The organism is Methylosarcina fibrata AML-C10, assembly GCF_000372865.1.
In the GTDB taxonomy this organism is placed as follows: domain Bacteria; phylum Pseudomonadota; class Gammaproteobacteria; order Methylococcales; family Methylomonadaceae; genus Methylosarcina; species Methylosarcina fibrata.
This window is the reverse complement of sequence record NZ_KB889965.1, coordinates 273,730-289,064: the sequence shown is the minus strand read 5'-3', so window position 1 is coordinate 289,064 and position 15,335 is coordinate 273,730. Positions and strand designations below refer to the sequence as shown.

At 58.9% G+C, this 15,335-nt stretch carries 13 protein-coding genes; 2 read left to right on the top strand and 11 right to left on the bottom strand.

Going from position 1 to position 15,335, the window contains the following annotated elements; all coding sequences use genetic code 11:
- Positions 1-244: 244 nt before the first annotated feature.
- Positions 245-2,095 carry a hypothetical protein gene (locus A3OW_RS23780; RefSeq protein WP_020561646.1) on the top strand — a complete coding sequence of 617 codons (1,851 nt, stop codon included), beginning with the start codon at positions 245-247 and terminating at the stop codon, positions 2,093-2,095.
- A 3-nt stretch (positions 2,096-2,098) separates the two neighbouring features.
- Here the strand turns inward: A3OW_RS23780 and A3OW_RS0101410 are convergent, their stop codons facing one another.
- From A3OW_RS0101410 to A3OW_RS0101375, 8 genes are all read right to left on the bottom strand, one after another.
- Entirely contained in the window at positions 2,099-3,019 is a 921-nt protein-coding gene (locus A3OW_RS0101410) for a DMT family transporter (protein WP_020561645.1), read from the bottom strand.
- On the bottom strand, positions 3,019-3,507 hold the full coding sequence (locus tag A3OW_RS0101405; RefSeq protein WP_020561644.1) for an MOSC domain-containing protein: 489 nt from the start codon (positions 3,505-3,507) through the stop codon (positions 3,019-3,021). The genes A3OW_RS0101410 and A3OW_RS0101405 overlap by 1 nt, the downstream gene beginning before the upstream one ends.
- The gene (locus tag A3OW_RS0101400; protein WP_051091842.1) at positions 3,508-4,569 is read right to left on the bottom strand and encodes a phosphotransferase enzyme family protein; all 1,062 of its coding nucleotides are present in this window, start codon (positions 4,567-4,569) and stop codon (positions 3,508-3,510) included.
- A gap of 52 nt (positions 4,570-4,621) precedes the next feature.
- Complete coding sequence (gene rdgB / locus A3OW_RS0101395; RefSeq protein ID WP_020561642.1) at positions 4,622-5,242, bottom strand: RdgB/HAM1 family non-canonical purine NTP pyrophosphatase; 621 nt, start codon at positions 5,240-5,242, stop codon at positions 4,622-4,624.
- A gap of 40 nt (positions 5,243-5,282) precedes the next feature.
- On the bottom strand, positions 5,283-6,005 hold the full coding sequence (gene rph / locus A3OW_RS0101390; protein WP_020561641.1) for a ribonuclease PH: 723 nt from the start codon (positions 6,003-6,005) through the stop codon (positions 5,283-5,285).
- A gap of 94 nt (positions 6,006-6,099) precedes the next feature.
- On the bottom strand, positions 6,100-7,299 hold the full coding sequence (locus A3OW_RS0101385) for an ABC transporter permease (protein ID WP_020561640.1): 1,200 nt from the start codon (positions 7,297-7,299) through the stop codon (positions 6,100-6,102).
- Positions 7,300-7,301: 2 nt separating this feature from the next.
- Positions 7,302-8,507, bottom strand: coding sequence for an ABC transporter permease (locus A3OW_RS0101380; protein WP_020561639.1), 1,206 nt, complete (start codon positions 8,505-8,507; stop codon positions 7,302-7,304).
- A gap of 34 nt (positions 8,508-8,541) precedes the next feature.
- On the bottom strand, positions 8,542-9,546 hold the full coding sequence (locus A3OW_RS0101375; RefSeq protein WP_020561638.1) for a DUF475 domain-containing protein: 1,005 nt from the start codon (positions 9,544-9,546) through the stop codon (positions 8,542-8,544).
- Positions 9,547-10,035: 489 nt separating this feature from the next.
- Between A3OW_RS0101375 and mgtE the strand changes: the two genes are divergently transcribed.
- Complete coding sequence (mgtE, locus tag A3OW_RS0101365) at positions 10,036-11,481, top strand: magnesium transporter (protein ID WP_020561636.1); 1,446 nt, start codon at positions 10,036-10,038, stop codon at positions 11,479-11,481.
- A 31-nt stretch (positions 11,482-11,512) separates the two neighbouring features.
- On the opposite strand, the gene A3OW_RS0101360 is transcribed toward mgtE, so the two are convergent.
- The 3 genes from A3OW_RS0101360 to sucC form a co-directional block, all read right to left on the bottom strand.
- Positions 11,513-13,138, bottom strand: coding sequence for an NAD+ synthase (locus A3OW_RS0101360; protein ID WP_020561635.1), 1,626 nt, complete (start codon positions 13,136-13,138; stop codon positions 11,513-11,515).
- A gap of 136 nt (positions 13,139-13,274) precedes the next feature.
- Positions 13,275-14,153, bottom strand: coding sequence for a succinate--CoA ligase subunit alpha (gene sucD, locus A3OW_RS0101355; protein WP_020561634.1), 879 nt, complete (start codon positions 14,151-14,153; stop codon positions 13,275-13,277).
- Positions 14,150-15,316, bottom strand: coding sequence for an ADP-forming succinate--CoA ligase subunit beta (sucC, locus tag A3OW_RS0101350; RefSeq protein ID WP_020561633.1), 1,167 nt, complete (start codon positions 15,314-15,316; stop codon positions 14,150-14,152). The genes sucD and sucC overlap by 4 nt, the downstream gene beginning before the upstream one ends.
- Positions 15,317-15,335 lie beyond the last annotated feature (19 nt).

Genomic DNA, 15,335 nt, shown 5'->3' with positions numbered 1-15,335 from the left:
TTGAGCTTCGGATAATCGCCTAAAGCAACCGCAAGAAACCGCTCCGGATTATTTCCGGAGCGGTTTTTTTTATGCCCTGTTCCTGTCTAAAATCAAGAAATCCGACGAACAAGCCGGCCACAAGATCCTGCCTCATTCAAGCCGGCAAAAACTGTCGACCGAACGCAGTCTCAACCGCTCTCCTGCGGCTCGGATTTTTTAGAATATACTTCCATTATCCCCGAACATTCCAACCGGAGCCCCCATGACCACCGACCACCCGTATCGACCCACCCTGAGTCTGCTGCCCTTGTGCCTGGGGCTCGTCGTCACGGCGGCGGTCTATTGGCCCGGCCTGTTCGGACCGTTTTTTTTCGACGATTACATCAATATCGTCCTGCCGGAAGGAATCCGCCTGAAATCGCTGACGCTCGACGCGATGCTGCACTCGACGGCCAGCGGCAACGCCGGCCCATTGGGAAGGCCGGTCAGCCAGCTCAGCTTTGCCCTGAATTATTATTTCACCGAATTGGCCCCCTTCCCGTTCAAACTGACCAATCTGGCCATTCACGGCCTGAACGGTCTTTTGATCTACGCCGTTGCCCATTCCTTACTGAGCGCCACCCGGCCTTCGGACCGCCTCGAAAACACCCGCCTTCTGGCCGCTTTCGTCGCGGCGGCCTGGCTGCTGCATCCGATCCAGTTGACTTCGGTTCTGTACGTAGTGCAGCGGATGACCAGCCTGGCGACGCTGTTTCTGCTGGCCGCGGTGCTGCTGCATCTTCGCGCCCGCCGCGACGATCCGGACGGACGCCGGAGCCTGGCGTTCATGCTGGCGGCCTGGCTCGTGTTCTGGCCGCTGTCGGTGCTCAGCAAGGAATCCGGCGTGTTGTTCATAGGCTTCGTCTTTATCTACGAAGCGATCATCCGGCGGCACGTCCACGGCGGCATCGATTTATTCGGCAAATTCATCCTGGGCGCCACGCTTTGCGCGGGCCTGGCGCTGGCGGTTTATCTTTTGACTCCGGCCGGACGGGAATGGCTGCTGGGGAGCTACACTCTCCGCTCCTTTACCCTGACCGAGCGCCTGCTGACCGAACCCCGGGTACTCTGGACTTATCTGGGCATGATCCTGTTGCCGCGTCTGAACGCGTTCGCCGTTTTCCACGACGACATTTTGGTATCGACCGGCCTTCTGTCGCCCTGGACCACGTTGCCGGCGCTTCTCGGCATCGTGGGGCTTGGCTGGCTCGTCTGGCGGAATCGGGAGCGCAATCCGCTACTGTCGTTCGCCGTCGCCTGGTTCCTGGTCTCGCACAGCCTGGAATCCTCGATCATCGGCCTGGAAATCGCCCATGAGCATCGAAACTACGCCGGCCTGTTCGGCATCCTGCTGCTGCCGGTGGTCGGGTACCGGGCCGTAGAGCCGCAAAAAACTCTGAGAATCGCCACGTCCGCCGTGGTGTTGTCCTTTCTGATGTTTTCGGTCTTGACCACCGCGCTTCGCTCGCATCAGTTCGCCGACGGACTCAGGCGCGCGCTGATGGAAGCGGAAGCGCATCCGTTGTCGACCCGCTCCAGCCTGACTGCGGCCGACGAACTGATGAAAGGCATCGCGCCCAAGGACCGCAACGGCCAGTGGTATAAACTGGTTCACGAATTCTACGAGCGGCCGGGCCTGCGCGATCCCGGCGCCAAGGCCGGATTGCTCGGGCTGATCCGCCTGAACTGCCTTGCCGGAGTGAAAATCGATCCCTTCTGGCTGGAGGAACTGGAACGGCGTTTTGCCAAAACCCGCCTGCCGCCGCCGGACAGCAATCTCTTGTTTTCGATTAAAGAGATCGCGCTGCACAACGATCAATGCCTGAAGGACCCCGAGGTGAACCGGCTGTTCAAGGCCGCCCTGTCCAACGGCATGGCTTCCTCGGAATCGCGCATGTTCATGTACGTCTGGTATTCGGAATACCTGTTCTTCCGCAACAACGACCTGAATGCCGCTCTTAAAGCCCTGAACAGTGCCAAGGCCATCGCTCCCACGGAGCCGCATCTACAGATGCAACGGGACCTCTACATTGAGATCGATCGGGAAAGAAACAAGACCCACGCTTCAGGTTAATTCCTAAGCCCCGGATTTCGCGCGGCCGAGCACGTAAACGCCCGATAGAACCAGACAGGTGCCGGCCGACTGCAGCGGGGTAACCGCTTCGTCCAGGACCAGGAAGGCCATGACCAGCGTCGCGATCGGCCCGATCGTGCTGACGACCGAGGCCGCATCCGCACCGATCCTTCGAATGCCGGCGTTCATGAAAAAAGCCGGCAACACGGTCGAAAAAACGGTCATCGTCAAGGCCAGCCCGTAGACTTTATCCGGAAATCCGGTGAAGGCAAAGCCGCGCTCCAGAACAAAATGAATCAACGTGGCGATACCGGCTACCGACATTGTATACGCGGTAAAACGGGAAGAGCCGATCCGGTGCACCATCACCCCGCTGCCCAGAGTGAATCCGGCAAACGCGACCGCACTGCCGAGCACCAGGGACGAACCCAGCCATAAGTCCGGTGCCGCCAGCGACACGTGTTCGACAAACACCAGCATCATTCCCGAATAGGTCAGCGCCAGCGCGGCGGCCATGAAACGGGTGATTTCCCGCCCGAACGCGAACGCCGAAAACAGCACGACGAAGGTCGGGTACAAAAACAGGATAATCCGCTCCAGCCCCGCCGAAACGTATTGCAAGCCGTAGAAATCGAGATAACTGGCAAGATAGTAGCCGTCCAGTCCCAGTAAAATCACGGCCAGCCACTCTTTTCTCCGCAGCGGACGCGGTTGCGTTTTCCGGTTGTGCCATGCGGCCGCCAACAGAAAAATCGGCAGAGAGAACAGCATCCTGAGCGCCATCAGGGCGATGGCGTCCAGTTCGGGCGCGGCGGCATAGGCCAGCTTGACCAGAATCGATTTGGCCGAAAAGCCGAAGGCGCCGAGCAAGACCAGGCACAAGCCGGCAAGAAAAGAGCGCCGGGTGGAACGCGCGCTGTCCATCAGAACGGGTCTTCGTCCGGCAGAACCGTCAGCCGGTCGCCGACGCAAATCCTGCCGCTTTCGAGAATTACGGCGGTCAGGCCGCCGTGGCCGCGCAGAGCGTTGTAGCCGCCGGGGCCCAATATCTGCTCCATCCGGGAACAGGGAGCGCAAGGACCCGTAGTTTGAAAAACGGCGGCACCGATGCGGAATTTCCTGTCTTTCAGGGCGATCAGGTTAAGACCCCGGATGACAAGATTCCGGCGCAGCATTTCGGGACGAACCGGCTTTCCCGAAAACGAAGACAGCACGGCCAGATGCTCCCACTGCATCAGCGTCACCTGGCGCTTGCCTCCGCCCCGGTAACGGTCGCCCACAAGACCCGACTCCGCCTCGGCCACCGCCGCCTCGACGGAAACGACGTCGAGTCCGCGGCCCGGCCTTAAGCCGATCCAGACCAGCTCGCCCGAAACGGGGAAACAATTCAGCAAATCCGCGATCGTCAACACTCAGCCCGGCGCCTTTGTTCTGAAGCCGTCGATGAGGCCTTTGATCTTGCTTTCCTGCCGCATGACGCTGCCGCACAAACGGAACTGTTCAGCGGCTCTCGAAAGATTCCGGCCTGGCTCGGACACCTTGAAATAACGGTCGCCTTCAAGATGATCGGTATAAAATCTGAGGCCCAATTCGAACGGAAGCAGTCGGATCGCCGAATACAAATAGTCGTAATCCGGTTCGGTAAAAAAGCTTGCGGTCTCGTTCAGATACCCGGCCAGAATCGCCGCCGCGATCTCCGAATCGAATTCGCCGGTATCCGGAATAAGGCAGCAGGACCTGAGGCAATCGCCGACGTCGTAATGCAGCAAGCCCGGCTTGACGGTATCCAGATCGACCAGCCCGACAGCTTCTTTACTGCGTTTATCGAACAGAAAATTGTTCAGCTTGGGATCACCGTGAATCACCCGTAGCCTGAGCAATCCTTCTTCCTTTGCCCGTTCCAGATCACCGGCGATGCCGCCGTAGGCTTCGATAAAATCGGCGCAATAGCGGCTTTCCGGAGTGGCCGGGACGGAAGCCGATTCAGCCGCTTGGCGATAGCATTCCAAATAGCCGGGCGTGACGTGAAACCCCGGCAACGTGTCCATCATCAGCCCGGGATCGAGATCGCCGAGCAAACGATGGAACCGGCCCAGCGCGCGCCCGGCCTGTTCGGCGTCGTCGAGCGTCCTGATCGTTTCCAGGCTTTCGCTGTTTTCGATAAAGCTCAATGCCCGCCAGAGATCTCCTTCCTGATCCCGAACATGGGTTTCTCCCTGACGAGTCGGTACGATTTCGGGAATCCGAAGATCGACCGAGCCGGTCTGTTTCTGCCGAAGATGACGGTCGAGGACGTTCAGATTGGCCATGATCCGTTCCGGATGCGGAAACACCCGGCAATTGATGCGCTGAAGCACCAGCGGGGCCGAACCGGTAGTCACCAGAAACGTGTCGTTGATCAGGCCGTTCCCAAGCGGAGCGACGTCGATGACCGTCTCTGCGAATTGTTCGGCGATCGCATGAAGGGAATTCATCGGAATGGAACTCATCATTTAAAAAAAACCGGCCGGCGGCCGCTGCGGAGGGTCACCCTGCCTGAACCGCTTCGCGGGCGCCGAGCAATGCCGTCAAATTTCTCAACGCCTGTCCCCGATGGCTTAACGCATTTTTATCTTCGGCGGACAATTCGGCCGATGCGCAATTCCGCTCCGGAACCCGGAAGACCGGGTCGTAACCGAAGCCGTTTTTTCCGGCGGGCGCGGTCAAAATGCTGCCTTCCCAGACGCCCTGGGCAATCACTGGAAAAGGGTCCCCGGCATGCTGCATGAACACGAGAATGCAGATGAAGCGGGCGGTGCGCCGGGCGTCCGGGACGCCTTCCAGCTCCTTCAGCAATTTGTTCAGATTGTCCCAATCGCTGCTGCCGGCGCCGGCGTAGCGTGCCGAGATCACGCCCGGGGCGCCGTCCAGGGCGTCGACCACCAGGCCGGAGTCGTCGGCGATGGCCGGAAGACCGCTGAAGAGAGCCGCGTTTCTGGCTTTGATGATGGCGTTTTCGACAAAGGTGCTTCCCGTTTCTTCGGCCTCGATCACGCCGAATTCGGACTGCGGAACGATCGGATGATCTTTCAGGACGGCCTGGATTTCACGAATTTTGCCTGTGTTATTGCTGGCCAGAACGATTTTTTGATTTTTTGCAAACAACATTTAAATATTACCCGACCCGGTTGCGATGGGATGTTGACCTTTACCTGCATTCCTCCAGGGCGAGGCGCTGTTTTTCCAGCAATTGTCCGATACCGGAACTCGCCAGATCGAGCATGGCATTGAGTTCGTCCCTTCGGAAGGCATGGCCTTCGGCGGTCCCCTGAATCTCGATGAAAGCCGACGCATCGTTCATCACGACGTTCATGTCGGTTTCGGCGTGGCTGTCTTCGTCGTAGTCGAGATCGAGCACCGGAACGCCCTTATAAATCCCTACCGATACCGAAGCCACCTGACCGTGCAGAGGATTGCTCCGGATTTGTTTATTCTTCAACATATGCCGGACGGCGATCGACAAGGCGACGAAACCGCCGGTGATCGCAGCCGTGCGCGTGCCGCCGTCGGCTTGCAGCACGTCGCAGTCGATGGTGATCGTGTTTTCTCCCAAAGCTTTCAAATCCACCGCGGCGCGCAGCGAACGGCCGATCAGGCGCTGAATTTCCAGGGTGCGGCCGCCCTGCCTGCCGGAGCTGGCCTCGCGCCCCATCCGGCTGTGCGTGGAGCGCGGCAGCATGCCGTATTCCGCGGTGATCCAGCCTTCGCCCCTGCCCTTCAGGAAGCGGGGCACCTGGCTATCGACACTGGCCGTGCAAACCACCCGCGTATCGCCAAACTCGACCAGAACGGAACCTTCCGCATGCTTGGTGTAACCGCAGGTGAATTTAATTTCTCTCAATTGATCGGGATTTCGTCCGCTCGGTCTCATGCTCTTATGCCTTGTGTTAAAATCGCAACAGTATAACCGAACTCACCGGGATGCGGGCTTCAATTTACCGCCTCTTTTCGACCGCTTCTCCGCCTTATTCGGCGCGCAAGGCTTCCAGGGGTTCGAGCCTTGCGGCTTTCATCGCGGGCGCCACGCCCGCAGCCGCCCCGATCACAATGGACACCAGAAAAGCGGCGGCAATATAAGCCCAGGCCAGTTCGACCGGCAGCGCCGGCAAGGCGATACCGATGATCCGGATGGCCAGGATGCCCAGAATCACTCCGGCCAGACCGCCCGCCGTACTCAAGCCCAGGGCTTCGCAAAGAAACAGTTTGAATATCACGCTCCGTTCCGCTCCGATGGCGCGCAGCAAGCCGATTTCGGAAACCCGTTCGGAAACGGCGATGGTCATGATGGTCAGAATGCCGACCGAGCCGACGAACAGCGAGATGCTGCCCAGGGCCGCCACGGCCAGGGTTAGGATGTTCAGAATCGAATCCATCGTTTTCAACATCTGGTTCTGAGTCACGATCGTGAAATCTTCGAACCGATGCCGGGCAATCAATAGTTTTTTGACCGAATTTACCACGGCGTCCACCGGAAGACGGCTTTGATAAAGCAAGTCGATTTCCATCAGGCTTTCGCGGTCGAACAGTTCCAGCGCTTTGGCAGCGGGAATATACAAGGTGTCGTCCATGTCGAAGCCCAGCATCTGCCCTTTTTTTTCCATCGTCCCGATCACTCGGTAGCGATCGCTGCCGATGCGGATACGCCGGCCTAACGGGTTGTCCGAGCCGAACAGTTCCACCGCCAGTTTATGACCGAGGACCGCCAGCGCGCGGGGATTGGTCTCTTCTTCGGCCGGCAGAAACCGGCCGGCGGCGGTTTTTAAGCGCCAGACTTCGGGAACCGAGCCGCCCACGCCCAGAACGTTGGTGCGCCTTTGCCGGGCGCCGCCCTCGACCCTGGCGTTGCCCTGGACGACCGGAACGACTGCGAGGATGGCCGGAAGCTTGCTTAAACCGACCGCATCGGCGATCGTCAGCGGCCTGACGGTGCTGATGGTGGCGCCGGAAATGCCGAACGTGGTTTTTTTGCCCGGCGATACCGCGATCAGATGCGTGCCGAACTGGGTGAATTCGCTCAGTACAAATGTATGGATGCCCCGTCCGATCGAAGTCAGAATCACTACCGCGGCAATGCCGATGATCAGGCCGATGACGGTCAACGCCGAGCGCAGCTTGTGACTGATCAGAGTCCGGTACGACAAACGGACTAAATCGAAGGCGTGCATCGCTAGCGCTTCCCCAGCGCGGCCACGGGATCCAGCCGGGCCGCCCTGCGGGCGGGCAGTACGCCGAACACCAGTCCGGTCAGCAAAGCCACCGCCAGAGCCGCCGCCAATGCCCAGAGCGGCAGCACGATCGGAAAATCGGGATACACCGCCTGCAACACGGCCAAAGCCACTTGGCCGAGCCCCAGTCCGACCAGCGCTCCGGCGACCGAAAGCATGGCCGCTTCGGTCAGAAACAGTCCCTGCAACTGGCCGGAGGTGGCGCCCAGCGCCTTCAGCAGTCCGATTTCGGCGGTGCGGTGCGTCACGCTGACCAGCATCACGTTCATCACCAGAACTCCGGCCACGGCCAAACTGATCGCGGCAATGCTGACCACGGTCAAGGTCAGGGCGGTCACTATTTTGTCGAAAGTGCTGATGACGCTGTCCTGGGTGATGATCGTCACGTCGTCTTCCCCTTCATGCCGAAGCTTGATGATCTGGCGAATATCGTCGACGGCCCTGAGCATCGCCGCCTTCGATTTGGTTTCGATCAGAATCCGGAACAACGAGCGCGTATCGAACAAAGCCTGCGCCGAAGCCACCGGAATGATCACCATTTCGTCGAAGTCGACTCCGATCGACTGTTTTTCGGACGCCAGCACGCCGATGACCCGGAAACGGCGGTCACTGACGCGCAGCCATTGCCCGAGCGCCGGCTTTCCGGCAAACAGCTCGGCTTTGATGGTCTGGCCGATCACGCAGACCGACGCGGTTTTATCGATTTCCATTTCCGGCAGAAAACGGCCTTCCGCCATATTCAGGTGGCGTACTCTCCTCAAGGCATGGGTCGAGCCGAAGATATTGGTCTCGCGCTCGAGCCCGCCGGACGAAGCCGGCGCCGAGCCGACCGTCAGCGGCGCTATCGCGCCAATGTGGGGACTGCGAAGCAAGGCTTGAGCATCGTCCAGCGTAAGATCTCTCGGTGTTTCGCCGAACAGCGGCGGTTGCCCGCCCGTGGTTTCCGAGCGTCCCGGCAGGACAATGACCAGATGCGTTCCCAGCGATTCGAACTCGTGCACGATATAGCTTCGCGCACTTTCGCCGAGGGCCGTCAGCACGCTCACCGACAACACGCCGATGCTCATCGCCAGAATAATCAGCGCTGCCCGCAAAGGCTGCGACCGGATGGCGAGGGCGGACTGTTTAAGAAGATCGGCGGTCAGCATTCGGTTCGGACTAAAAAACAAGGCCTCTTCGAGGTCAGACCTGGGCCTTTTTATACTGGATCGAAGAATAAACCGACAGGCCGATCAACAGCGCTCCCGCAAGCCCCGTGACCACTTCGGGAATGTGCCGGCTCATGCTGATCAGCATGATGCCCGCCAGCACGCCGATCGCATAGTGAGCGCCGTGCTCCAGAAACACATATTCGTCCAGCGTGCCCTGGCGCACCAGATAGACGGTCAGGCTCCGGACGAACATGGCACCGATGGCAAGACCCAGCATGATGATGATCACGTCCTGAGTGATCGCAAAGGCGCCGATGACGCCGTCGAACGAAAAAGAGGCGTCCAGCACTTCCAGATACAGAAAATTCATGACGCCGGTTTTTTTCACGGCCGACGAAAACTCTTCGCCTTCTTCCTCGTCCTCGAACAGGGCCGACAAACTGTCGACGACGACGAACAGCATCACGCCCGAAATGCCCGCCACCATGACGTTCAAGCGGATCTCCGGAACCAGCCAGTGCTGAATCACCAGGAGCAGCCCCAGGGCCACGATCAGTTCGATCGATTCCAGCTTGCCGAAAGACGCCAGTTTTTCTTCGATGCGACCCAGCCAGTGCAGTTCCTTGCCTTCGTCGAAAATGAAGCCGAAAAACACCATCAGCAGGAACATGCCGCCGAACGCCGCGATCTCCACGTGAGAGGCTTCCAGATGATGGGCATAAGTCGCAGGCTCCGTTAAGGCCATATCGGCCACGCCGGCAAGATCGATCCCGGTCGCCATCGAGACGATCAGGATCGGAAACAGAAGACGCATGCCGAACACCGCAATCAGAATCCCCCAGGTCAGGAAATAAAACTGCCAGCGCTCATCCATCCGTTTCAGCACGGCGGCATTGACAACGGCATTGTCGAAGGACAAACTGACTTCGAGCACCCCCAGAATCAGAGCGATGAACGCGCCGGTGACCCCTCCCCAATAAAACGCCGCCGCCAGGCAGAAGGCGGTGACAATGAAAGAAAAACGAAAATGCTGCATGTTTGGCTCCTGATAGTTGATAATGTGGCGCTTACTATAAGTTCATTTTGCTTGAAATCAATGAATTTCATCCGGGGCCTTATTACACGGATGAGCGAACTCAACGCCCTGTCCGGAATCGATTGATGATCAAGCGAGAGGAAGTATAGACCCGTCCGGGTTGGCGGCGGAAGGCCGGTTCCACTCAAGTCGCCGGCTCCGGAGGGAACAAGCGCCTGTTTCTTCGGACCGGTTCGACGATCGGATAAAAAGATTGCAACCCAACGCCCAGGCCGCGGGACTAACCGTTATCGGCAATGAAAAAAAAGGCCGTGAATCCTCCGTTGCGAAAGCTTTTTACCGATAACGGTCATGCCCGATAGCTTATAATAATCCAGTAATCGCAGCCGGAAATTCTTGCTCGCATCGCCTTGGAAACGTTATCCGGATGAGCTGATCCCAATTCTTATCGAGCCCGAGCCAACCCAACCCATCCCGACCCTTTGCCTTATGGAATCCGCTGACAAATTGAGCCCCATGCAGTTCCTGCTGCAGCAAATTCAGGACGTGATCACGCTGCTGGAAAAACAGCAACTGGAAAGATCCCTGCTGCAGAGAGGCCCGGCAACCAATTACGACCTGGTCGAAACCGTACTGCACAAGCAGCATCAGACCCGGCTTCAGGAAAAATTCGAGGATTTGCACCCGGCGGACGTCGCCTTCATCCTGGAATCCTTGCCTCTGGATCAGCGCAAAGTCGTCTGGGACGCGATCAAATCGACCCAGGACGGCCAGGTGTTGCTGGAAGTCTCGGATGCGGTGCGGCAAACGCTGATTTCCGGCATGGAAACCGAAGATCTGGCCAGCGTGGCCGGCAAACTCGACACCGACGAAATTGCCGACATCGCCGCCGACCTTCCCAAAAGAGCGATGTTGAAGATACTCCGTTCCCTGAACAGCCAGGAACGCAGGCATCTCAACACCGTCCTGGCCTTTCCGGAAAATCAGGTCGGCGCACTGATGGATTTCGGCATGATCGCCATCCGCGAAGACCTGACGCTGAAAGCGGTCTCCGCGTACATTCGCAAACTGGGCAAACTGCCCAGCCACACCGACAAGCTGTTCGTGGTCGACCAGAACAACGTCGTCAAGGGCATTTTGCCGTTACCCCGTCTGCTGACCCACTCCCCGGCGCATTATGTATCGGAAGTGATGGTCACCGATTTCGTTCAGTTCCGGGTGGATCAGGAAACTTCGGAAGCCTCCCGCGCCTTCGAACGCTACGATCTGATTTCGGCGCCGGTGGTCGACCATCAGGGCGTCCTGCAGGGCCGTCTTTGCGTCGACAGCATTCTCGATTTCATCCGCGAAGAAAGCGACGAAGACCTGTTGATCCAGGCGGGCGTCGAGGAAGAGGAGGATTTGTTTTCCAGCATCTGGAAAAGCGCGAGAAACCGCTGGAGCTGGCTTTTGATCAACATCGTCACCGCCTTCATCTCGACCCGGATCATCGGCCTGTTCGAAGATACCATTCTGCAACTGGTCGCGCTGGCCTCGCTGACGCCGATCATCGCCGCCACCGGCGGCAATACCGGCAATCAAACCAGCATGCTGATCATCCGTTCGCTGGCGCTCGGGCAAATCACGCCGATCAACGTCAGGCGCCTGATCAAAAAGGAACTCTGCCTTGCCATGCTCAACGGCACGCTGTTCGGGCTGTTGGTGGGACTCGTGGTTTATCTCCTCTATCAGAACCCGGCGCTGGCCGGAGTGATGGCGATGGCCATGTTCATCAATCTTCTGTTCGCAGTGATCGTAGGCTTGGCCATTCCCTTGCTGCGCCATAAATTCGGCAAGGATCCTGCGGTCGGTACCAGCGTCATGCTGACCTCCCTGACCGATGCGATGGGTTTCTTCATCTTTTTGGCCTTGGCCAGCGTGTTTTTGTTGAAATAATACGCTCTGCTTTCGCCCTCGGCGTTCGACTTTAGCCTTTGATGCCCCGGTAGCCGGACGTAATCGGATAACGGCGATCGCGCCCGAAAGCCCGGGTGGTGATGCGGATGCCGGGCGGAGCCTGGCGGCGCTTGTATTCGTTGCGATCGACCAGACGAACGGCTCTTTCCACGTGCTCGCGGCGGTAACCCGCGGCCATGATCTGCTCCGCCGATTGATCCTGCTCCACGTAACGCTCCAGGATCGGATCGAGAATGTCGTAAGGCGGCAGGGAATCTTCGTCGACCTGATCGGGCGCCAGTTCCGCCGAAGGCGGCCGGGTCAGCACCCGTTCCGGAATCACCGGAGCAATCCGGTTGCGGTATTTCGCCAACCGGTAAACCAGCATCTTGGGCACGTCCTTGATCGGCGCGAAACCGCCGGCCATGTCGCCGTACAGGGTGGCGTAGCCGACGCTCATTTCGCTTTTATTGCCGGTCGTCAACAACAGCTTGCCCTGTTTGTTCGATAGGGCCATCAGAATGACGCCACGGCAACGGGCCTGGATGTTTTCCTCGGTCGTGTCCCTGGCGGTGCCGGCGAAAAGACCGGCCAGCATGCCGTTGAAGGCCGCCACCGCCGGCTCGATCGAGATCGTATGATGGCGCACGCCCAAAGCCTCCGCTTCCGAGACCGCGTCTTCGATGCTCATGGCCTGCGTGTAGCGCGACGGCATCAACACCGCTTCGACCTGGTCTGCGCCGAGCGCATCCACCGCCAGCGCCAGCACCAGCGCGGAATCGATGCCGCCCGAGAGTCCCAGCAAGGCGCCCTTGAATCCGTTCTTCCGCACGTAGTCCCTGATACCGAGAACCAGCGCCCGGTATTCGCTGGAGACGTGAGCATAGAGCGGCGCGCAAGCGCCCTTGACCGGCTTGTGGTCGACGAATTCGACGACGCCGATCTGCTCCTTGAACTCTTCGGCGCGAAACACGACGTCGCCGCGCTGATCCACGACGAACGAGGCACCGTCGAAAATCAGCTCGTCCTGGCCGCCGACCTGATTGACGTAGACCAGAGGAATTTCGGCTTCCCTGACCTGGGAACAGACCACGTCCTCGCGCTGGTGGATTTTTCCCGAGTTGAACGGCGAGGCGTTCAGAGTCAACAAGAGATCGGCGCCTTCCTTCTTGTTGGCGGCGATGAGGCCGGGATGCCAGACGTCTTCGCAAATCGTCAAACCGATGAAAGCGCCGTTGAATTCGAACACGCACGGCTTGTCGCCGGCGGTAAAATAACGCTGTTCGTCGAATACTCCGTAATTCGGCAGCGCCCTTTTCCGGTAGTTGGCCACGACCGCGCCCTGATGCAGCACTGCCGCGCTGTTGTAGAGCCTGTCGCCGTCCTTCTCCGGATAGCCGACCACCAAAGCGATACCGTCGACCAGGCCCGCCAGTTCATAGACGGCGTTATTGGCCTGGGCGATAAAGTCGGGGCGCAGCAACAGATCTTCGGCAGGATAACCCACGACGATCTGTTCGGGAAAAACGATCATGTCGGCGCCCAATTCGTCCCGGGCATGGACGGCCGACTTCCGGATGGCGGCGACGTTGGCCGGAATGTCGCCGACCGTGAAATTGATTTGCGCGATGGCAATTTTTAAAGAAGGGGATAACATCCGTTAACTCGGTATGGGAGAAAATCCGGGGGAAGTTCGGGATCCGGAAAGCGAAAGCCGGTCAAGGAAAGAATCGATCGCCGCTAAACGTTTTGGCTGCGGCGGCGACGGATTCCGTGGTTTACCGTCGATATCGCTATCTCGAAGCCGATACCCGCTGCTTGATCGCCCGGCCGATGTCGGTAGGAGAATTGACGACCTCGACGCCCGCCTCTCTCAATGCGGCGATCTTGCTTTCGGCGGTGCCTTTGCCGCCGGTAACGATGGCGCCCGCATGGCCCATGCGCTTGCCCGGAGGCGCGGTCTGACCGGCGATGTAAGCCACCACCGGCTTGGTCACATAGGCCTTGATGTATTCGGCCGCATCCTCTTCTTCGCCGCCGCCGATCTCGCCGACCATGACGATGCCTTGGGTCTGCTCGTCTTGCTGAAAACGCTGAAGTACGTCGACGAAGTTCATGCCGTGGATCGGATCGCCGCCGATTCCGACGCAGGTGCTTTGCCCCAGGCCCTCCTGGCTGGTCTGATACACGGATTCATAGGTCAGAGTGCCCGATCTGGAAACAATGCCGATCGATCCCGGCATGTGAATCTTGCCGGGCATGATGCCGATCTTGCATTGTCCCGGCGTAATCACGCCGGGACAATTGGGTCCGATCAATAGAGCGTCCGTACCGGCCATCGCGGCCTTGACGCGCAGCATGTGCAGCGTGGGAATGCCCTCGGTGATGCAGACGATCAGCTTAATGCCGGCGTCCACGGCTTCGAGGATCGCGTCGGCCGCATAAAAAGGCGGCACGTAGATAACGCTGGCATCGGCGCCGGTTTGGTCGACCGCTTCCTGAACGGTATTGAATACGGGCAGGCCCAGATGGGTTTGCCCTCCCCGCTCGGGCGTGACGCCTCCGACCAGCCGGGTGCCGTAGTCCAGCGCCTGCTGCGAATGGAAGGTGCCTTGCTTGCCGGTAAAACCCTGGCAAATCACTTTCGTTTCTTTATCTATCAAAATGCTCATACGGCCTCCGCCAGCGCAACCACCTGTTCGGCCGCGTGAACCAGATCGTCGGCCGCATAAAGATTAAGTCCGGTATTGTTGAGCAAGGCGCGGCCCTGCTCGGCATTGGTTCCTTCCAGGCGCACGACCACCGGGACGGCGACGTGCACTTCTTTAATGGCCGCCAGAATTCCCGAGGCGATGATGTCGCACTGGACGATGCCGCCGAATATGTTGACCAGCACGGCCTTGACGTTGCCGTCCGACAGGATCAGTTTGAATGCTTCGCAGACTTTTTCGACATTGGTGCCGCCGCCGACGTCGAGGAAGTTGGCCGGCCTGCCGCCTTTCAGCTTGACCAGATCCATCGTCGCCATCGCCAGGCCTGCGCCGTTGACCATGCAGCCGATAGTGCCGTCGAGCGTAATGTAATTCAAACCGAATTGCTGGGCCTTGTTCTCCTTGGCGTCTTCCTGGCCCGAATCTTTCAGGGCCAGAATGTCCGGATGAGCCATGACAGCGTTGTCGTCGAAATTGATTTTCGCGTCGAGGGCGAACAATTCGCCGTCCGTCGTTTCAATCAACGGATTGATTTCGATCTGGCTGGCATCCTTGGCCAAGAACAGCTCGACCATGCCTTCCATGATGCCGCCGAGCGCTTTGACCTGTGCACCCTTCAAACCCAGCGCATAGGCGCACTTCCGGCATTGATAGGCCTGCAGGCCGGCGGCCGGATTGATGGTCAGTGAAATGATCCGTTCCGGCGATTCATGCGCGACCGTTTCGATATCCATGCCTCCCGCCGCCGAAGCGATGAAAATCATTCGCTCGCTGCCGCGGTCGATCAGCAGACTCAGATAAAGCTCCCGTTGGATCGGATAGGTTTTCTCGATCAGCAGCGAATTGACGGGCAAACCGGCCTTATCGGTCTGCACGGTGGCCAGGCGCTTGCCCAACAAGTCCCGGCTGAAATCCGCCACCTGGGAAATCTGTTCGGCCAGCTTGACTCCTCCGGCCTTGCCCCGGCCGCCGGCATGAATTTGAGCCTTGACCACCCATCCGTCGCCGCCCAATTCTCCGGCAATCTGTTCCGCCTGCTCCGGCGTCGCCGCTTGATTTCCGGCGGGAACAGGTATTCCGTAATTTCGAAACAACTGTTTTGCTTGATATTCATGGATATTCATTCATCGCTCCTGGTAGACC